Here is a 19,433-nt window from a genome sequence, read left to right as displayed (position 1 = left end):
GAATCTGTTTGAGGCCCGATATGGCAGCCGGAAAAGAGATACGTACTCAGATTACGAGTATTAAAAGTACGCAGAAGATCACCTCGGCCATGGAAATGGTTGCGGCGAGCAAGATGCGTAAAGCGCAAGAGCGCATGCAGCTCGGCAAACCCTATGCACAGCGCATTCGCGCAGTGGTTGGGCATATTGCCAATGCAGCGCCTGAGTACCAGCACTTGTATATGCAAGAGCGTGAGGTAAAGCGCGTCGGTTACATTTTGGTATCCACTGATCGTGGACTGTGTGGCGGTTTGAACATCAACATGTTCAAAGGCGCGCTCAAGTCCATGAAGGCATGGTCTGATCAGGGTGTGGGCATAGATATTTGTGTGATTGGCGGCAAAGCGCAGTCATTCTTCAAAAGCTACGGCGGCAACGTGGTGGCATCTGTGCGCGATATGGGTGAAGAACCCTCACTTACAAGCTTAATTGGCACGGTGAAAACCATGCTGACGGCCTACGCCGAAGCAAAGATCGACCGTTTGTTTTTAGTGGGTAACGATTTTGTTAACACTATGACCCAAGTGCCTTACGTGAACCAGTTGTTGCCGCTGCAAGCGGAAAAGACTGAAAAACTGTCTCACACCTGGGACTACCTGTACGAACCCGATGCAAAAACATTGCTGGATGGTTTGTTGACCCGCTACATCGAATCTCAGGTCTATCAGGCCGTGGTTGAGAACGGTGCCTGCGAACAGGCTGCGCGTATGTTGGCCATGAAAAACGCCACCGACAATGCCGGCGATCTGATCAAAGATCTACAGCTGGTGTACAACAAAGCGCGACAGGCAGCCATTACCCAGGAATTGTCTGAGATTGTTAGCGGTGCTGCGGCGGTTTAACGCCCTGCGCAATAGATTTGAAATTTAGGTTTTTAAGAGGAACCGGAAATGAGTAGCGGACGCATTGTACAAATCATCGGTGCCGTTATTGACGTGGAATTTCCGCGTGATTCCGTACCCCAGGTTTACGATGCACTGACAGTGGCAGACAAAGGTCTGACCCTGGAAGTGCAACAGCAGCTGGGTGACGGTGTGGTACGCGCGATTGCCATGGGCTCTTCAGAAGGTTTGAGCCGTGGATTAAGCGTTGAAAACACCAAAGCACCAGTCTCCGTACCCGTGGGCAAACAAACCCTGGGTCGCATTATGGATGTACTGGGCAACCCCATTGACGAAGCTGGCCCCATTGGTGAAGAGGCGCGTATGCCTATTCACCGCAAAGCCCCCGCTTACGACGAATTGTCGCCTTCATCTGATTTGCTGGAAACCGGCATCAAGGTGATCGACTTGGTTTGTCCGTTTGCAAAAGGCGGTAAGGTTGGCCTGTTCGGTGGTGCCGGTGTCGGTAAAACCGTAAACATGATGGAACTCATCAACAACATCGCAAAAGCACACAGTGGTCTGTCTGTTTTCGCCGGTGTAGGTGAGCGTACTCGTGAAGGTAACGACTTCTATCACGAGATGAAAGAATCCAACGTACTAGACAAAGTAGCGATGGTATACGGCCAGATGAACGAGCCACCGGGTAACCGTTTGCGCGTAGCACTGACCGGCTTGACCATGGCGGAGAAATTTCGCGACGAAGGTAAAGACGTACTGTTGTTCGTTGACAACATCTACCGTTACACCTTGGCCGGTACTGAAGTGTCTGCACTGTTGGGTCGTATGCCTTCAGCGGTAGGTTATCAGCCAACGCTGGCTGAAGAGATGGGTGTTTTGCAGGAGCGTATTACCTCCACCAAAACCGGTTCTATCACGTCAATCCAGGCCGTATACGTGCCTGCGGATGACTTGACTGACCCGTCCCCTGCCACCACCTTTGCGCACTTGGATTCAACCGTGGTACTGAGCCGCGATATCGCCGCCAAGGGTATCTACCCCGCGATCGATCCGCTGGATTCCACCTCGCGCCAGTTGGACCCACTGATCATTGGCACCGAGCACTACGATGTGGCTCGCGGTGTGCAAACGGTATTGCAGCGCTACAAAGAGTTGAAGGACATCATCGCCATTTTGGGCATGGATGAACTGTCTGAAGAAGACAAGATGACTGTTTATCGCGCCCGTAAAATTGAGCGTTTCTTGTCTCAGCCATTCCACGTGGCGGAAGTATTTACCGGTGCACCCGGCAAATACGTCACGTTGAAAGAAACCATTGCAGGCTTTAAAGGACTGTTGGCAGGCGACTACGACAATCTGCCAGAGCAGGCTTTCTACATGGTTGGCACCATCGATGAAGCCATCGAAAAAGCCAACAAAATGAAGAAGTAACAGCCGTCAACTGAGGCAAAGGTTATGGCCATGACAGTCCACTGTGACATCGTCAGCGCAGAAGAAGCTATCTTTTCCGGTTTGGTTGAACTGGTAGTAGCGGCGGGAACCGAAGGTGATCTTGGGATCACCTACGGCCACGCGCCCCTGCTGTCCAGCTTGAAGCCAGGCCCGATTCGGGTAGTGAAGCAAGACGGCGAAGAGGAAGTCTATTACGTTTCCGGCGGTTTTCTGGAGGTTCAGCCCTACCAGGTTACCGTTTTGGCCGACTCAGCACTGCGTGCAGACGACTTAGATGAAGCGGCGGCTCTGGAAGCCCAGAAAGCCGCTGAACAACAGCTCCACAACAATGCCGGCGAAATTGATTTCTCCCGCGCTGCGGTGGAACTGGCAGAAGCTTCTGCAAAACTCCGTACGCTCCAGGCAATTCGCAAAAACATCAATAAGTAAGTTTGAGCGCATTCGCCTTCAAAAAAGGGTAGCATTAGCTGCCCTTTTTTTATGGGCCCACTGAGCAACGTACAGGGGCCTGGGTTAGCGATTGCCTATGGCTGTCGAAATCGCAGATATATTTCTAAACTACAGTTCCGTCGGGGCGTCCAGGGACGGCCGGGGACCGACCAGGATTGACTATGTTAGACATCGTTGTCTTAGCGGCCGGCAAAGGTACGCGCATGAAATCGGAGCTTCCAAAAGTACTGCATCCCGTAGCAGGTAAGCCCTTGTTGCAGCACGTTTTGGACACCAGCAGCCAGCTGCCGGAAAGTGAACTGATTGTTGTTATTGGTCACGGCGCCGATCGTGTGCGCGATGCTGTTCACGCACCGAAACTGGCCTTTGTAGAACAAACCGAGCAATTGGGCACGGGTCACGCTGTACTGCAAACCCTGGAGAAATTGCGCGACGACGCCGTTGTGCTCATTCTGTACGGCGATGTGCCATTAATTAGCTCCGACACACTGTTGCGCATGATCGAACAGGTGAATCACTTTGAAATGGCGCTGCTGACAGTTTTGTTAGCCGATCCCACCGGCTATGGCCGTATATTGCGAAATCGCGATAATCACATTGTGGCCATTGTGGAACAAAAGGATGCCAGCCCGGAACAACTTCGTGTGCAAGAAGTTAATACGGGTGTGATGGCAGTAAAAGGTACATTGCTAAAGCGCTGGCTACCCGAACTCTCAAATGATAACGCCCAGGGCGAGTATTACCTGACCGATATTATCGCACTGGCGTCTCGCGATGGTATAGCGGTCAATGGCGTGCACCCTGCTTCCGAACTAGAAGTGCTGGGCGTTAATAACCGCCGCCAACAAGCCGAGTTAGAGCGCTACTATCAAAAAACGAATGCCGATAAATTGATGGCCGAGGGTGTGACGCTGCTGGACCCCTACCGATTTGACGTGCGCGGTGAACTGCGTTGCGGTCAGGATGTCATTATCGATGTGAATTGCGTTTTTGAAGGACAGGTTGCGCTCGGTGACAACGTTACTATCGAGCCAAACTGTGTATTGAAAAATGTCACCGTGGGTAATGGTTGTCGCATCAAAGCCAACAGCCATCTGGAAGATTCACAGATCGCTGATAATTGTGAAGTGGGACCTTACGCTCGTTTGCGCCCGGGTACTCAATTGGCGGAAGGCGCAAAAATCGGCAATTTTGTCGAAACGAAAAAAGCACTGGTTGGTAAGGGTAGTAAAATTAATCACCTAAGTTACGTAGGTGATGCGGTGCTGGGCGACAAGGTGAACATCGGCGCTGGTACGATTACCTGTAATTACGACGGTGTGAATAAATTTCAGACCACTATCGGTGATGGCGTATTTGTGGGTTCCAACACCGCACTGGTTGCACCTATTTCATTAGGAAAAGGGGCCACTGTGGGCGCTGGCTCAACCATCACGAAGGATGTTGATGCCGATGAACTCGCTGTTGCGCGCGGTAAACAACGCAATATAACCGATTGGCAAAAGCCAACAAAAAAATAACGATTGGTATTTTGAGATAAATTTTCCAGTTCGCTAACCACTGGAATTGACTGACAGGGAATTATTATGTGTGGAATTGTAGGCGCCGTTGCCAGCCGCAATGTGACCGGTATCTTGATTGAAGGCTTAATGAGGCTTGAGTATCGCGGCTATGACTCCGCCGGTGTTGCCGTCATTGATAAGAACGGTGAATTGAACGTCACCAAAGCGGTTGGCAAAGTAAAAGGCCTCACCGATAAATTAGAAACTAATCCGTCTGCGGGTTTTACCGGTATCGCCCATACCCGCTGGGCCACACACGGTAAACCGTCTGAACTCAATGCACACCCACATTGTTCAGAAAATATTGCGGTGGTTCACAACGGCATTATCGAGAATCACGGCGAACTGCGCGCTGAATTGCAAGAACAAGGCTATCGCTTTGTTTCTGAAACAGACACAGAAGTTATTGCTCATCTTATTCACAGTCTGGTGGCTTCTGGAAAATCTTTGATTAATGCAGTGCAATCCGCGGTGGCGCGTTTTGATGGTGCCTACGCAGTGGCTGTTATCGACGTCAATCGGCCCGGCGAGCTAGTTGCCTGTCGCAGTGGCAGCCCATTAGTGCTGGGTTTGGGTATTGAAGAAAATTTTGTTGCTTCCGACCAAATGGCGCTGCGTCAGGTGACCGACCGCTTCGTCTTTTTAGAAGAAGGCGATTGCGTACATCTGCAAGGCGAACACGTCGAGGTCTATGACGGAAACGGCAACGCGGTAACACGACAAGTTCAGCAGCTTACCGATAAAGCCGAGGCGGCAAATAAAGGCCAGTATCGCCACTATATGCTCAAAGAAATATTTGAACAGCCAGCTGTGTTAACCCGCACCTTACAGGGGCGCATCAGTAAAACTCGGGTGCTGGAAGAATCCTTCGGTGCCAACGCTGCAGCGATATTTGATAAGGTCGAAGGCGTGCAAATTGTGGCCTGTGGTACCAGCTACCACGCTGGCTTAGTTGCTAAATACTGGATGGAATCCTACGCGGGGATACCTTGTCAGGTGGAGGTGGCCAGCGAATACCGCTATCGAAAAGTCTTCGTTCCAAGGAATACGTTGTTTGTCACTATCTCGCAGTCTGGAGAAACGGCAGATACGCTTGCTGCATTAAAAGAAGCCAAGAAAAGTGACTATCTGGCGAGTCTAGTAATTTGTAACGCACCCAATTCCTCCTTGGTACGAGAGTCAGACCTGGTATTCATGACGCAAGCAGGCCCAGAAATAGGTGTGGCTTCTACCAAAGCGTTCACTACTCAATTGGTGGCACTACAATTGTTAACTATTGTCCTAGGTCGTCGTCACGGTCTAAAGAAGGATGTAGAGGAGTCCATGGTGCAAGCATTGGCTTCTCTACCGCAAGAAATTGGCAACGCTCTAACGTTGGATGATGAAATAAAAACGACCAGTGAAAAATTTGCTGACAAAAAACACGCATTATTTTTGGGCCGGGGCGTTGAATACCCCGTGGCAATGGAAGGCGCATTAAAGCTTAAAGAGATTTCCTATATTCACGCTGAATCCTATCCGGCCGGAGAACTGAAGCATGGCCCATTGGCGTTGGTAGATGCGGATATGCCCATTGTTGCTGTGGCGCCAAACAATGAGCTGATGGAAAAGCTAAAATCAAATCTTGAAGAAGTACAAGCACGCGGAGGTAAACTGTTTGTTTTCTCTGACCAAGCTTCTGCCTTCCCAAGTTCTGATGACGTTACTGTGATCAATGTGGCTTCAGTGCCCGATAGTATCGCTCCCATGGTGTACACCATTCCCTTGCAGCTATTAAGTTACCATGTTGCCATTGTCAAAGGCACGGATGTCGATCAACCGCGCAACCTCGCCAAATCAGTAACCGTTGAATAGCGTGCGCCTAGATATTGCTCTAGTGGAGCGCGGCTATGCCCGCTCCCGATCGCAGGCGCAAGCATTGATTAAACAGGGAGCTGTTTCTGTCGACGGAAAAGTCATTAACAAATCGTCATATATTTACGCCGACGACATGCGACTAGCTGTGGCCGATAGCGACATTGCGCAATATGTTTCGCGGGGTGGCGTTAAATTGGCCGGCGCGCTCGATAGGGTTGGATTTTTTGTAAAGGGCCTAACCGCTCTGGATATAGGCCAATCCACCGGCGGATTTACCGATTGTTTACTTCAGCGGGACGTCAACCGGGTTATTGGCATCGATGTTGGTCGAGACCAACTTGCCCTCCGACTGCGCGACGATCCTCGCGTGATTTGCTTGGAGGGTATGAATGCGCGCGAGCTGCCAGTACAAACGCTAATCTCACACACGGAGAGGAAACAGGGTTTTGATATTGCGGTAATGGACGTATCTTTTATATCGCAAACCTTAATACTCCCGGCGCTCGCGCCATTGCTAAAGCCAGCTGCGCACATTTTATCGCTAGTTAAGCCGCAGTTTGAATTGCAACCAGAGCATATAGGCAAAAATGGACTGGTTCGATCGACCGATTATTACCCCCTGGTAGAAGAAAAAATCCGCTTAAACCTCAATGAAAATGGTTATTCCGTATTGGACTATTTTGCCTCACCCATTGAAGGAGGCGATGGCAATAAGGAATTCTTCGTGTTTGCTCGAAAGTAGGCTTTTACTATAACAAGCGCAATGCTGTCTCGATCGCGTAAAAATTAGCTGACACGAAGTTTTCTCAATCCCTGCTTCAACCGAAATAAATGATCGTGCAGTTTCGGTCCTTTATGTTTTGCGACTCCAATGGCCAATACATCAATCACCACCAAATGGGCGATGCGCGAAGACAGTGGAGTATAGATTTCTATATCTTCCTCCACATCCACTTCGATAGGAATGCTTGCTTTTTGAATAACTGGCGAGCCAGAAGGTGCAATGGCTATCACTGCACCGCCAACACTCCTAACTACCTCGATGGCGTTAATGAGTGCCTCGGTTCGGCCTGACTGGGAAATAGCCACCACCACGTCACCCGGTTGCATACTCATAGCGCTCATGTGTTGAATGTGGTGGTCGGAGTAGGCGGCGGTGGCTAGCTGCAGGCGGAAGAATTTATGTTGCGCATCGGCCGCCACAGCGCCGCTTGCGCCGAAGCCGAAAAACTCCACCCGGTTGGCATTGCACAGCGCATTTACTGCGCGATCGAGAATCTCGGCATTGAGCGAATCGCGGACTTTGAGCAAGGTGTCGACGGTAGAATCGAACACCTTGTGGCTGTAATCCGCTACGGTATCTTCGTCGGTGACGGCTATTTGGCCAAAGCTGGGGCTGGCGGCCAGCTGCTGGGCGAGATTGAGTTTAAAGTCTTGAAAACCCTCGCAGCCAATGGCCCGACAAAAGCGTACCACTGTGGGTTCGCTTACATCGGCGCGCTTAGCCAGATCCACAATGCGCATATGGATAATGTCGGCGGGGTGACCCAACACAAACTCCGCCACTTTGCGTTCAGACTTGCGCATCGTTAAGATAGCGTCACTGATTTTTTGTGTCATGAGTGCCGGTTTCACTGCCTACTCCTTGTTTATCGCTTTCTGCGTTACTGGCGCAGCGGGTGCTCCCTGAGCAACCCTGCCCTGTGATTCCACAGCAGCATCAGCGTGCCGCTTGTAGACCCGGCATTATTTTATTCAATCATGTAGTAAAAACACCAGATTTTTGTAGTTTTCCTACATACAGCGAAATATGATGGTGCATGGACGTTTCTCGCCTGCTCGACCAACTGAATGATGCGCAACGGGAAGCCGTCAGCGCAGACCCCTGTAACCAACTGATTCTGGCCGGTGCGGGCAGCGGCAAGACCCGCGTGCTGGTGCATCGCATCGCTTGGTTGATACAGGTGGAACACATATCACCGGTGTCTATCATGGCGGTGACCTTTACCAATAAGGCCGCCCGCGAGATGCGTGCGCGTCTGGAGGAACTACTGGGCCTCAATCCGCGCGCTATGTGGGTGGGAACCTTTCACGGCCTTGCGCACCGGTTGCTGAAGATGCATTGGCAAGAGGCCAAGCTGCCGCAAAATTTCCAGATCCTCGACAGCGATGATCAGCTGCGCATGATCAAGCGTGTGTGTGCAGAGCTGCAATTGGACGAAAAGCAGTGGCCCGCGCGCCAGGCCCAGTGGTGGATCAATAGCCAAAAGGATGAAGGCCGTCGCGCCGAGCATGTAGACGATACTGGCGATGTCTATACGCGCACCCATCTGGCCATCTATCGAGGCTATGAAGCGGCCTGCAATACCTCGGGGCTGGTGGATTTTGGTGAACTTCTATTGCGCGCACTGGAGTTGCTGCGCGACAACCCGCCACTGCTCAAGCACTACCAGCAGCGCTTCCCCTACATTCTGGTGGATGAATTTCAGGACACCAACGCCGTGCAGTACGCCTGGCTGCGGGTGCTGGCCGGTAAAAGCGCCTACGTGACCGCGGTGGGCGACGACGACCAGTCGATCTATGGATGGCGCGGCGCACGCATTGAAAACATCCAGCGCTTTACCGATGATTTTTTGAATACCAAAACCATTCGACTGGAGCAAAATTATCGCTCTACCGCCACTATATTGAAGGCGGCCAATGCAGTCATCGACAATAACCAGGGCCGGCTGGGTAAGGAGTTGTGGACCGATGGCGACGAGGGCGAGTTGATCGCGCTCTATGCGGCCTACAACGAGCAAGACGAGGCGCGCTTTATTGTGGAGCGCATCGAGCAGTGGCACAGCCAACCCAACCGACGTCTGGATGAAGTGGCCATACTCTATCGTTCGAACGCCCAATCTCGGGTGTTGGAAGAGGCGCTGTTGCGCGAGCAGGTGCCCTACCGTATCTACGGCGGTCAGCGCTTTTACGAGCGTCTGGAAATTAAGAATGCGCTCGCCTATTTGCGCTTAATTAACAATCCCCACGACGACCCGGCGTTCGAGCGAGTGGTCAATACGCCCACGCGCGGTATCGGTGAGAAATCTGTCGATAGCATTCGCCAGTTTGCTCGTGCAGAAGGTTGTTCCCTGTGGGCGGCGGCACAAAAAATGGTGCAACAAAAAGTATTAGCCGCACGCGCGCGCTCTGCAGTAGAAGCGTTTCAAGTGTTGGTGGATGAACTCAAAGACGCCACCCGCGAGCTGCCCTTGGGCGACATGGTTGATCGCGTGATAAAAGGTTCAGGTCTGCTCGATTTTCACAAAAACGAAAAAGGCGAAAAAGGCCAGGCGCGGGTGGAAAACCTGCAGGAACTGATCAATGCCTGTGGCAGCTTCGTCGGTGAAGATGAAGACATATCGGATTTAGCAGAATTTCTCGACGGCGCGGCATTGGACGCCGGCGATCAACAAGCCGATGAATTTGAAGATGCCGTGCAGTTGATGACATTGCATTCCGCTAAGGGGCTAGAGTTTCCGCTGGTCTTTCTAGCGGGTATGGAGGAAAACCTGTTTCCCCACAAAATGTCGATGGAAGAACCTGGGCGCCTGGAAGAGGAAAGGCGGCTGGCCTATGTGGGTATTACCCGGGCCATGCAAAAACTCTACCTTACCTATGCCGAATCGCGGCGTATGTACGGCAGTGAATCCTACAATGCGCTGTCGCGCTTTGTGAAGGAGATTCCCAATCAACTGCTGGAAGAAGTGCGCGTCAAAGCCAGTTTCAGTCGCCCAGTCTCCTTTGACCGTGCAGCACCCTCGCGCTGGGATAATCAAGCCGATATGGCACAGGATGCCGGCTTTAACCTGGGCCAAGGTGTCAATCATCCGATTTTTGGCGAAGGTGTGATTACGCAATTTGAAGGTCAGGGTGCCAATGCCCGAGTGCAGGTAAATTTTATAAATGAAGGCAGCAAGTGGCTGGTATTACGACTGGCAAAATTAAGCGCTTTGTAGATAAACAACCGGCTTTAATTTAATAATAATCGACGAGAGCACGAAAGCGACCATGGAACTAAGAAGCAAACAACCCTTAATCATTGTTGCATTGGTGGCATTGGTTGTAGCGCTATTTTACGCCTTGGTGTTTAACCAGCCAGCGGTACAAAATGTGATGGACACGGATGGCCGTACGCAACAGGTATACAAGTGGCGCATGGCGACTACCTGGCCAAAGAACTTTCCGGGGCTGGGGATGGCGGCGGAAAATTTTGCCAACTGGATTAATCAAGCTAGTAATGGGCGTCTGCAGGTCACCGTGTATGGCGCCAATGAGCTGGTGCCGCCGCTGGGAGTATTCGATGCTGTGTCCAGTGGCAGTGTGGAGTTGGGTCACGGTGGCGCCTACTACTGGAAAGGAAAAATTCCCGCGGCGCCGTTTTTTACCTCAGTGCCCTTTGGTATGAATGCCCAGGAAATGAACGGTTGGTTGCACTATGGCAATGGTCTTACGTTGTGGCGCGAGGCCTATGCGCCGTTCAACATTGTACCCTTTGCCGGCGGCAATACCGGTGTGCAAATGGCCGGTTGGTTTAACAAAGAAATACGCTCCATGGCCGACATACAAGGGTTGAAAATGCGCATCCCGGGGCTGGGTGGCGAAGTATTTGCCCGCGCCGGCGGCGTGGCAGTAAATATCCCAGGCAACGAACTTTATACCTCACTGCAAACGGGCGTGATTGATGCAACCGAGTGGGTGGGGCCCTATAACGATTTGGCCTTTGGTTTTCACCAGGTAGCAAAATACTACTATTATCCCGGTTGGCACGAGCCGGGCCCCACGCTGGAATTGATCGTTAACAAAACTGCCCTAGAGTCACTGCCGAAAGATCTACAGAAATTGGTGGAGGTCACCGCGCGAGCCGTTAATCAAGACATGTTGGACGAATACACGGCCCGCAATTACCGCGCGATGAATGAACTGGTTAACAAACACGGGGTGACGATTAAGCGCTTGCCACAAGATGTGCTGGACAATTTAAAGCGAATTTCGGAAGAAATGTACGCTGAGCAATCGGCGAAAGACCCATTTTTTGCCAAAGTGTACGCGGATTACAAAGCGTTTCGCGACCAAGCGAAAAATTACCACGCAATCTCGGAAGAGGCTTACTATCAAAGCCGATAGCGGTGCATTCGGCCATTAAAAAAGGGTTGCTTGGGCAACCCTTTTTTAATGGCGCTAATAGCTGCTATTTGTTGATGGGGCGGGTACGGCCATTGCCGTCAATGGCCACATAGACAAACTCCCCCTCGGTAATTTTCTGCGCTTCGCCGCCCTTGGGGTCCATTATCCAGGCCTCCACCAGGGTGCGAATGGAGGAGCGGCCCACCTCTTCTACTTCCACATAAAAACCGACGCTGGCGCCCACGGGCACCGGGCGCAAAAATACCATTGAGCCCACTGCCACAGTGGTAACTCGCCCGGCGGCAATGGCCTGAGCGGCAATGGAACCGGCCAGATCCATCTTGGTCATTAGCCAACCGCCGTAAATATCGCCGCTGGGGTTGGTATCGGCGGGCAAAGTCAGCGCTTGCAGCAGTAGCTGGCCGGAGGGTGTGGGGTTTTCGTCTTCGTTTTGCATCGCGTTTCTCATTATCGTTACCTCAACTTGTGCCGCTAGGCTTTGAGCAAACTGGGTAGCCAGCTAACCAGTCCCGGCTCGAAGGCCAGCAATACAAGGAGTAGCAATTGGATCACAATAAAGGGCACCACGCCACGGTAAATCTGCGCCGTTGGTACGGTTTCTGGCGCCACTCCGCGCAAGTAAAACAAGGCGAAGCCAAAGGGTGGGGTTAAAAAGCTCGTTTGCAGGTTGATGGCAATCATGATGCCGAGCCACAAAGGGTCTATGCCCATGGCAAATAGCACGGGCGCCACAATGGGCACCACCACAAAGGTGATCTCAATGAAATCGAGGATAAAGCCGAGCAAAAAGATCAGCAGCATCACCACCAGAGTGGCGGTAAATACGCCGCCGGGCAGACCGGCAAACAGCTGGTGCACCAGTTCCTCTCCGCCCAGGCCCCGGAAAACCAGTGAAAACAGGGAGGCGCCAATGAGTATGCCAAACACCATAGCGGTAATTCGGGTAGTGGACTGCACCACATCGCGCAGTACTTGAATACTCAACTGGTCCTTGGCCAGTGCGAGTAGCAAGGCGCCCAAAGCGCCCACCCCGGCCGCTTCAGTGGGGGTTGCAGCACCGGACAAAATTGAGCCCAGCACCAATAAAATCAATAAGATAGGAGGTAATAGGCTCTTAAGCAGCTGCCCCAAAGGCGGCGCCTCGTCATCGCTGGGTGGCGCCAATTGCGGCGAGCGCCAGGCGGTAATCGCTAAATAGAGAAGGTACAAAGCCACCAGCAGCAGGCCGGGCACCAGCGCACCCACAAAGAGATCGCCCACAGAGATGGGCTCGGCGTTGTAAACACCCAGCGCCAACTGTGATTGCTGATAGGCGCTACTGAGAATATCGCCCAGTAAAACCAGCGCGATGGAGGGGGGAATAATTTGCCCTAGGGTGCCGGTGGCGCAAATGGTGCCAGTGGCCAGGGCGGGATCGTAACCCCGCTTGAGCATGGTGGGCAGCGACATGAGCCCCATGGTGACCACTGTGGCTCCAACTATGCCGGTGCTGGCCGCCAACAGCGCGCCCACCAGAATTACGCTTAAACCCAGTCCGCCGGGCAGTCGGCCACAGGCGCGCGCCATATTGCTGAGCAGGTCTTCCGCCAGTCGGGAGCGCTCCAGCATGACGCCCATAAAGACAAACAGTGGCACGGCGATGAGTGTCACGTTGGTCATGGTGCCGTACAGGCGATCGGGCAGCGCCAGCAACAGGTTGGGGTCGAAATGCCCAAGCAATATGCCCAACCCAGCAAATAACAGTGCCACACCGGCCAGGGTAAAGGCCACGGGGTAGCCCAGCATCAACAACAGGCAGACGGCGCCAAAGAGCAGCAGCGGCAACAACTCAAGCATGTTCAGACTCCCGCTGTGGCTGCTGTAACTGCAAAATACGGCCCAGGTTGCCCAGAACCTGGCCGATTGCCAACAGGATCAGGCACAGGGCCGCCAGCGGCAGTAAGCCCTTTAACAGGTAGACAAATGGCAATCCCCCGGCCTCCCCCGACCCCTCGCGAATCGTCCAGGCGTTCACAAAAAACGGCCAGGTAGCCCAGAGCATTAAGCAGGCGAAGGGCAGTAGGCAGGTTAAGGCGCCCAGGCAATTAACCCAGGCCTTGGCAAGGGGCGAGAACCGCCTATAGAAGATATCCACCCGTACCTGCTGGTCTTCGTCGGCGGTATAGGCCAATGCCAATAGAAATACACAGGCGTGCAGGTAAACCAATCCCTCTTGCAAGCCTATGCTGCCCAGGTTGAAGCCGTAGCGCAGCGCGACTATGACACAGGTCACCAGTACCATGGCCAAGGTGAGCCAGGCCACGGCTCTACCCAGCCAACTGGTGACTGCTTGCAGAAACTGCTGCCAGGCCACAAGGCGTTCCGGCAGACGTAAAGATCCTTCTTTGGGCATATTGGAAAGCTTTTTTATAAATATAAGACACGCATTATACAGACACGGCCCCTCTCTGAGAGGTCTATGCTTTGTCACATTTGTGTCATCTTGCTTTCATATAATTGTCACCCACGCGACATAGAGTAGCGCTCGTCAAGCAAACAGACGCCCCTTTGGAGGACATTGTGAAGAAACTACTGACTACCGCCGCCCTGGCTGCCACCGCATTCGGTGTTGTTATGACCGCCAGCGCCGCCGCGCGTGACCACATCAGCATTGTGGGTTCATCTACTGTATACCCCTTTTCTACCACAGTGGCAGAGCGCTTTGGCCGCTCTACCAACTTTAAAGCGCCCAAGGTTGAATCAACCGGTACTGGCGGTGGCTTTAAGCTGTTCTGCGGTGGTGTAGGCGTCCAGTACCCCGATATGACCAATGCCTCGCGCGCCATTAAGGACTCAGAGCGCGAAATGTGCGCGGAAAACGGCGTCACTGAAATTGTTGAAGTCTTGATTGGCTACGACGGCATCGTCATTGCCAATGCCATCAACGCACCGCTATTTAAGGTTACCCGCAAGGACCTATTCCTGGCGTTGGCAAAGGAAGTGCCCAACCCCAAAGGCGGTAACACGCTGGTTGCCAACCCCTACAAAACCTGGAAAGACGTGAATGCGTCTCTGCCCGCCAGCAAAATTGAAGTGCTTGGCCCACCGCCAACCTCCGGCACCCGCGATGCATTCCTGGAAATGGCAATGGAAGGCGGCTGTAACAGTATTGGTTGGATCAAAGCCCTGAAAGATTCAGACAAAAACCGCTATAAAACCATCTGTCACGAAATTCGCGAAGACGGCGCCTACGTGGAAGCCGGTGAAAATGACAACTTGATCGTGCAGAAACTGAATGCCAACCCCAATGCACTGGGTATCTTCGGCTTCAGCTTCCTGGATCAGAACAGCGACAAAGTGAAACCGTCTGAAGTGGATGGCAAAGAGCCTACTTTTGATACCATTGCCGACGGCAGCTACCCGATTTCACGCCCACTCTACTTCTACGTTAAGAAAGCCCACGTGGGCGTGGTACCGGGCATAGCAGAATACTTGGCTGAATTCACCCACGAAAAAGCCTGGGGTGACGAAGGCTACCTGACCGACAAAGGCATGATTCCAATGGCTAAGGCCAAGCGCAATAAAGTGGCCGCCGACGTCAAAGCACTGAACGCCATGTAACTGCCAAATCACGGTATGATGTCGCAATCGCCTGGTGAGCCTCACCGGGCGATTGTTTTATTGAGAAACCCAGAATACTTATGCAGCCCTTAACGTTACTAACCACATTAATTGCCCTAGCGGTATTTGCCTTTGTCATAGGTCGCGGTCGCGCCATGATGCAGTCACAGGCGATTGGCGGCGCGCGCAATCTCGCCTCATTGCCTTTTTACTATGGCATGCTTACCGCCCTGTGGTGCGCCCTGCCGAGCTTGTTGGTACTGGGCCTGTGGCAATTGCTGGATGCTCGATTAATAGAGTGGTTGGTGATTGCCAAACTGCCGGCTGACATGCAGGCGCTGCCTTCCGACGAATTAGGGCTGCTACTTAATACTGTCTCAAATATTGCTCAGGGCCATCTGCCCTCGGCAAACCAACCGCCCGAACTCTTGGCTGCGGCAGACAGTCTACACGCAATTCAAACGACGAATGCCCTGGCGGTGACCGGTGTGGTGCTGAGTTTGGGCGTGGTGGGATTACTGTTTGGTTGGACCAAAATCGCACCTCAGTTGCGCGCGCGCCAGAAAGTAGAGAGCGCCTTTAGCTGGATGCTTTTGGGGTGTTCTTGCCTAGCCATCCTCACCACCGTGGGCATCGTGTTCAGTGTGCTGTTTGAATCGCTGCAGTTTTTTCGCTCGGTGAGTCCGTTTGAGTTTTTGTTTGGCACTCAGTGGAGCCCGCAAATGGCCATGCGCGCCGATCAGGTGGGCAGCTCGGGTGCCTTTGGCTCGGTACCGTTGTTTGCCGGCACCATGTTGATCTCCTTTATTGCGATGGTGGTTGCCGTGCCCGTGGGCCTGATGGCCGCCATTTACCTGGCGGAGTACGCCCATAAAAAAGTCCGCGCCGTGGTCAAACCCTTATTAGAAGTGCTGGCCGGTATTCCCACTGTGGTTTATGGCTTTTTTGCGGCGCTCACTGTGGCACCGGTGGTGCGCGACCTGGGTCAATCCATGGGCTTTGCCACCTCCAGTGAAAGTGCTTTGGCCGCGGGTTTGGTTATGGGGGTCATGATCATTCCTTTTGTGTCCTCGCTGGCCGACGATGTGATTACAGCAGTGCCGCAATCGCTGCGCGACGGCTCTCTGGGCCTGGGCGCTACCCAATCGGAAACCATTAAGCAGGTAGTTCTGCCGGCGGCGCTGCCGGGCGTGGTGGGCGGTATATTGCTGGCCGTGTCGCGCGCCATTGGCGAAACCATGATTGTGGTTATGGCAGCCGGACTAGCGGCGAAACTGACCGCTAATCCGCTGGAGTCGGTGACCACCGTCACCGTTCAGATCGTTACCCTATTGGTGGGTGACCAAGAATTTGACAGTCCTAAAACGCTGGCCGCGTTCGCCCTGGGATTGATGTTATTCGTGACCACCTTGGCGCTCAATTTTGTGGCATTGCACGTGGTAAGAAAGTATCGGGAACAATATGACTAACCAAACCACTATCGACAAGGTCAACCGCAATCTGGCCCGCCGCTACCGCGCGGAGAAGCGCTTCCGGCTGTACGGTATCCTGTCTATTCTATTTGGCCTCACCTGCCTGGTGGTGCTGTTCACCGATATCATTGGCAAGGGATACAAGGGTTTTGTGTCCACCGAAATCTATTTAACCGTAGATTTGGCGAGTGAGGATTTGGGCATTGTCGATATCGAGGCCGAGAATGCCTTTATGCAGGCAGACTTCGAGGGCGCCATTAAGCGCGCGCTCTACGAGCGTTTGTCGGTCAGTGATAGGCGTGCCAAGCGCTCGCTCAATGCACTGATTAGCAGTGGCGCTAGCTACACGGTGCGCGACAAAGTAATAGCCAATCCCGATTTACTCGATAGCAGCCAGGGCTTTTGGCTATTGGCCGACGACGATGTGGATACCTGGTATAAAAGTCGCGATGGGCGCGAAGCCTTTACCGGTCGCTTAACAGAGCAGCAACTCGCCTGGTTGGAAACTCTGTTGGAAAATGGCGAATTGCGCACCGCCTTTAACGCCACCTTTTTTTCCAGCGGCGATTCGCGCGAACCTGAGATGGCTGGCATTTTGGGTGCGGCATTAGGCTCACTGTTTACGGTATTGGTCACGCTGGTATTGTCGTTTCCCATAGGTGTTTCCGCCGCGGTTTACCTGGAAGAGTATGCCCCGAAAAATCGCTGGACCGATCTAATTGAAGTCAACATTAATAACCTGGCGGCCGTGCCCTCAATTATTTTTGGCCTTCTTGGTTTGGCTATTTTTATTAACTTTTTTGAAATGCCGCGCTCGATACCATTGGTGGGCGGCTTGGTGTTAACGTTAATGACGCTACCCACCATTATTATCTCCAGCCGCGCCGCGATTAAGGCGGTACCGCCCTCTATTCGCGAGGCGGCACTGGGTCTGGGTGCCTCCAAAATGCAAATGGTTTTGCACCATGTGCTGCCGCTCGCCATGCCCGGCATGTTGACCGGCGCCATTATTGGTATGGCGCAGGCGCTGGGCGAAACAGCGCCGCTGTTAATGATTGGCATGGTGGCCTTCGTGGTGGATATTCCCGGCGGAGTTACCGATGCGGCCACCGCGCTACCGGTGCAAATATTTCTTTGGGCAGACAGCCCCGAGCGGGCCTTTGTGGAAAAAACGTCGGCGGCCATTATGGTGTTGCTGGGGTTTTTATTCTTGATGAATGCCCTGGCCGTGTGGCTGCGTCGCCGGCTTGAGCGCCGCTGGTAGCGCCGGCGTCCCCGTTTTTTAATACAGAATTTAGCTAATTAGAATTAGCGAGCAGGTTAACACTATGACAACGGCTCTAGCCCAAGCACCTATGAACATTACCGAGCAAACTGCCCAGGCAGACACGTCCAAAACCGTTGGTCGACCATTAGTTAAAGACGCCAAAATGAGCATGCGCAATGTGGATGTCTTTTACGGTGACAAGCAGGCCATTTTTGATGTGAATCTGGATATTGGTCGCAACGAAGTGATCGCCATGATTGGGCCCTCGGGCTGCGGTAAATCTACGTTCCTGCGCTGTTTGAATCGCATGAACGACACCATTGATATTTGCCGCGTACAAGGCCAGTTGATGCTCGAAGAGCTGGATATCTATAACCCCTCGTTAGACGTTGTGCCGCTGCGCGCCCGGGTGGGCATGGTGTTTCAAAAACCCAATCCCTTTCCGAAAAGCATCTACGACAATGTGGCTTATGGCCCGCGCATCCACGGTTTGGCCAGTCGTCGCACCGAATTAGACGAGATTGTCGAAACCAGTCTGCGTAAAGCCGGCCTGTGGGACGAAGTAAAAGACCGATTGCACGGCCCGGGTACCGGCTTGTCGGGCGGTCAGCAGCAGCGTCTGTGTATTGCGCGCACCATTGCCGTGAGCCCCGAAGTGATCCTCATGGATGAACCCTGCTCGGCCCTGGACCCCATAGCCACGGCAAAAATTGAAGAACTGATTGCGGAATTAAGTGAAAATTACACCATCGCTATCGTCACCCACTCTATGCAACAGGCGGCACGGGTTTCGCACCGCACGGCCTATTTTCATCTGGGCAAATTGATAGAAGTGAACGACACTGAAAAAGTGTTTACCAATCCGGATCACGAATTGACCGAGGCCTACATAACCGGCCGCTTCGGCTGATTGAGGGAGTTGCAGCAATGGATAAGTTACATTTAGACCGCCATATTTCTCGCCAGTTTAACGTTGAGCTGGAAGCTTTGCGCACCCAGCTATTGGAAATGGGCGGCTTGGTGGAGCAGCAAGTCAACGATGCGGTTGCCAGTATCGAATCGGGCGATACCGAGATGGCTGAGAAGGTCATTGTCAACGAAGACCGCGTGGACGAATTTGAGATTGAGCTGGATGAGCAGGCCACCTTGGTGTTGGCGCGCCGTCAGCCCGCGGCCTCGGATTTGCGCCTGGTTCTGGCGGTGATCAAGGCCGTGCGCGACTTAGAGCGCATTGGCGATGAAGCGCAAAAAGTGGCAAAGATGGCTATTGCGCTGTCTGGCGACGGTGCAAACCGTCGCGGCGCCAGCGAGTTGCGGCACATAGGCGCCAGCGTGTTGGCCATGATGAACCAGGGGTTAGACGCCTTTGCACGCTTTGACGCAGAAGCAGCGCTGCGGGTGGTAGAGGCCGATGAGTCGGTGGATCGCGAATATAAAACTGCCATTCGCGAAATGGTCACCTACATGATGGAAGACCCGCGCGAAATCTCGCGCGTGATGAATGTATTGTGGGCCCTGCGCGCACTGGAGCGTATCGGCGATCACGTTCGCAATATTTGCGAACACGTGGTGTATCTGGTGCGCGGGCTGGACATTCGCCACATCAGCCTGGACGAGGCCGAAGCCAAGATTCTAAAGCAGTAAGCGCCGCCGGCACTGTCGCCATCGGGCATAACATCTATACTGGGTGAGTGTCCGATGGAAT

Annotated in this window: 17 protein-coding genes; 13 read left to right on the top strand and 4 right to left on the bottom strand. The window is 53.0% G+C overall.

Annotated features, from left to right (window positions below; all coding sequences use genetic code 11):
• Positions 1 to 20: 20 nt before the first annotated feature.
• The 6 genes from atpG (at position 21) to ACW8F6_RS10030 (ending at position 6,944) form a co-directional block, all read left to right on the top strand.
• Positions 21 to 881 carry a F0F1 ATP synthase subunit gamma gene (gene atpG, locus ACW8F6_RS10055; RefSeq protein WP_491575729.1) on the top strand — a complete coding sequence of 287 codons (861 nt, stop codon included), beginning with the start codon at positions 21 to 23 and terminating at the stop codon, positions 879 to 881.
• A 48-nt stretch (positions 882 to 929) separates the two neighbouring features.
• Positions 930 to 2,312 (top strand): F0F1 ATP synthase subunit beta, encoded by a 1,383-nt coding sequence (atpD, locus tag ACW8F6_RS10050; protein WP_183911321.1) that lies wholly within the window; start codon positions 930 to 932, stop codon positions 2,310 to 2,312.
• Positions 2,313 to 2,336: 24 nt separating this feature from the next.
• A complete protein-coding gene (locus tag ACW8F6_RS10045) occupies positions 2,337 to 2,762 on the top strand; it encodes a F0F1 ATP synthase subunit epsilon (protein WP_491575728.1) in 426 nt (141 codons plus the stop codon).
• Between the two features lie 182 nt (positions 2,763 to 2,944).
• Entirely contained in the window at positions 2,945 to 4,303 is a 1,359-nt protein-coding gene (gene glmU / locus ACW8F6_RS10040) for a bifunctional UDP-N-acetylglucosamine diphosphorylase/glucosamine-1-phosphate N-acetyltransferase GlmU (protein WP_491575727.1), read from the top strand.
• Between the two features lie 66 nt (positions 4,304 to 4,369).
• Positions 4,370 to 6,199: a glutamine--fructose-6-phosphate transaminase (isomerizing) gene (glmS, locus tag ACW8F6_RS10035; RefSeq protein WP_491575726.1), complete on the top strand. Its 1,830-nt coding sequence runs from the start codon at positions 4,370 to 4,372 to the stop codon at positions 6,197 to 6,199.
• A gap of 1 nt (position 6,200) precedes the next feature.
• A complete protein-coding gene (locus ACW8F6_RS10030; protein WP_491575725.1) occupies positions 6,201 to 6,944 on the top strand; it encodes a TlyA family RNA methyltransferase in 744 nt (247 codons plus the stop codon).
• 44 nt (positions 6,945 to 6,988) lie between these two features.
• Here the strand turns inward: ACW8F6_RS10030 and hexR are convergent, their stop codons facing one another.
• Positions 6,989 to 7,837, bottom strand: a complete 849-nt coding sequence (hexR, locus tag ACW8F6_RS10025; RefSeq protein ID WP_491575724.1) for a transcriptional regulator HexR — start codon at positions 7,835 to 7,837, stop codon at positions 6,989 to 6,991.
• A gap of 185 nt (positions 7,838 to 8,022) precedes the next feature.
• Between hexR and uvrD the strand changes: the two genes are divergently transcribed.
• The gene (gene uvrD / locus ACW8F6_RS10020; RefSeq protein ID WP_491575723.1) at positions 8,023 to 10,200 is read left to right on the top strand and encodes a DNA helicase II; all 2,178 of its coding nucleotides are present in this window, start codon (positions 8,023 to 8,025) and stop codon (positions 10,198 to 10,200) included.
• Between the two features lie 52 nt (positions 10,201 to 10,252).
• A complete protein-coding gene (locus ACW8F6_RS10015) occupies positions 10,253 to 11,368 on the top strand; it encodes a TRAP transporter substrate-binding protein (RefSeq protein WP_491575722.1) in 1,116 nt (371 codons plus the stop codon).
• Between the two features lie 64 nt (positions 11,369 to 11,432).
• Here ACW8F6_RS10015 and ACW8F6_RS10010 read toward each other — a convergent pair whose 3' ends face one another.
• The 3 genes from ACW8F6_RS10010 to ACW8F6_RS10000 are packed head-to-tail and all read right to left on the bottom strand — an operon-like array spanning position 11,433 to position 13,781.
• Positions 11,433 to 11,825 carry an acyl-CoA thioesterase gene (locus ACW8F6_RS10010; RefSeq protein WP_491575781.1) on the bottom strand — a complete coding sequence of 131 codons (393 nt, stop codon included), beginning with the start codon at positions 11,823 to 11,825 and terminating at the stop codon, positions 11,433 to 11,435.
• Between the two features lie 35 nt (positions 11,826 to 11,860).
• Positions 11,861 to 13,225, bottom strand: a complete 1,365-nt coding sequence (locus tag ACW8F6_RS10005) for a TRAP transporter large permease (protein ID WP_491575721.1) — start codon at positions 13,223 to 13,225, stop codon at positions 11,861 to 11,863.
• Entirely contained in the window at positions 13,218 to 13,781 is a 564-nt protein-coding gene (locus tag ACW8F6_RS10000) for a TRAP transporter small permease subunit (protein WP_491575720.1), read from the bottom strand. The genes ACW8F6_RS10005 and ACW8F6_RS10000 overlap by 8 nt, the downstream gene beginning before the upstream one ends.
• 167 nt (positions 13,782 to 13,948) lie before the next feature.
• Between ACW8F6_RS10000 and ACW8F6_RS09995 the strand changes: the two genes are divergently transcribed.
• From ACW8F6_RS09995 to phoU, 5 genes are all read left to right on the top strand, one after another.
• Positions 13,949 to 14,989 carry a PstS family phosphate ABC transporter substrate-binding protein gene (locus tag ACW8F6_RS09995; protein WP_491575719.1) on the top strand — a complete coding sequence of 347 codons (1,041 nt, stop codon included), beginning with the start codon at positions 13,949 to 13,951 and terminating at the stop codon, positions 14,987 to 14,989.
• Between the two features lie 80 nt (positions 14,990 to 15,069).
• Positions 15,070 to 16,458, top strand: coding sequence for a phosphate ABC transporter permease subunit PstC (gene pstC / locus ACW8F6_RS09990; RefSeq protein WP_491575718.1), 1,389 nt, complete (start codon positions 15,070 to 15,072; stop codon positions 16,456 to 16,458).
• Positions 16,451 to 17,725 carry a phosphate ABC transporter permease PstA gene (gene pstA / locus ACW8F6_RS09985; RefSeq protein ID WP_491575717.1) on the top strand — a complete coding sequence of 425 codons (1,275 nt, stop codon included), beginning with the start codon at positions 16,451 to 16,453 and terminating at the stop codon, positions 17,723 to 17,725. The genes pstC and pstA overlap by 8 nt, the downstream gene beginning before the upstream one ends.
• Before the next feature lie 91 nt (positions 17,726 to 17,816).
• On the top strand, positions 17,817 to 18,638 hold the full coding sequence (pstB, locus tag ACW8F6_RS09980) for a phosphate ABC transporter ATP-binding protein PstB (RefSeq protein ID WP_491575780.1): 822 nt from the start codon (positions 17,817 to 17,819) through the stop codon (positions 18,636 to 18,638).
• 17 nt (positions 18,639 to 18,655) lie between these two features.
• Positions 18,656 to 19,372, top strand: a complete 717-nt coding sequence (gene phoU, locus ACW8F6_RS09975; protein ID WP_491575716.1) for a phosphate signaling complex protein PhoU — start codon at positions 18,656 to 18,658, stop codon at positions 19,370 to 19,372.
• The last annotated feature ends 61 nt before the right edge of the window (positions 19,373 to 19,433 follow it).

This window comes from Simiduia sp., from assembly GCF_058345725.1.
Note: the sequence above shows the minus strand (reverse complement) of the source record. Positions and strands in the feature narration are given on the sequence as shown.

Coding starts and splice junctions, on each gene's coding strand:
- ACW8F6_RS10000 (WP_491575720.1), bottom strand. CDS start 13,781: ATGCCCAAAGAAGGATCTTTACGTCTGCCGGAACGCCTTGTGGCCTGG.
- pstB (WP_491575780.1), top strand. CDS start 17,817: ATGAACATTACCGAGCAAACTGCCCAGGCAGACACGTCCAAAACCGTT.
- phoU (WP_491575716.1), top strand. CDS start 18,656: ATGGATAAGTTACATTTAGACCGCCATATTTCTCGCCAGTTTAACGTT.
- ACW8F6_RS10005 (WP_491575721.1), bottom strand. CDS start 13,225: ATGCTTGAGTTGTTGCCGCTGCTGCTCTTTGGCGCCGTCTGCCTGTTG.
- ACW8F6_RS10045 (WP_491575728.1), top strand. CDS start 2,337: ATGGCCATGACAGTCCACTGTGACATCGTCAGCGCAGAAGAAGCTATC.
- ACW8F6_RS10015 (WP_491575722.1), top strand. CDS start 10,253: ATGGAACTAAGAAGCAAACAACCCTTAATCATTGTTGCATTGGTGGCA.
- pstC (WP_491575718.1), top strand. CDS start 15,070: ATGCAGCCCTTAACGTTACTAACCACATTAATTGCCCTAGCGGTATTT.
- ACW8F6_RS10010 (WP_491575781.1), bottom strand. CDS start 11,825: ATGCAAAACGAAGACGAAAACCCCACACCCTCCGGCCAGCTACTGCTG.
- uvrD (WP_491575723.1), top strand. CDS start 8,023: ATGGACGTTTCTCGCCTGCTCGACCAACTGAATGATGCGCAACGGGAA.
- glmS (WP_491575726.1), top strand. CDS start 4,370: ATGTGTGGAATTGTAGGCGCCGTTGCCAGCCGCAATGTGACCGGTATC.
- atpD (WP_183911321.1), top strand. CDS start 930: ATGAGTAGCGGACGCATTGTACAAATCATCGGTGCCGTTATTGACGTG.
- pstA (WP_491575717.1), top strand. CDS start 16,451: ATGACTAACCAAACCACTATCGACAAGGTCAACCGCAATCTGGCCCGC.
- glmU (WP_491575727.1), top strand. CDS start 2,945: ATGTTAGACATCGTTGTCTTAGCGGCCGGCAAAGGTACGCGCATGAAA.
- atpG (WP_491575729.1), top strand. CDS start 21: ATGGCAGCCGGAAAAGAGATACGTACTCAGATTACGAGTATTAAAAGT.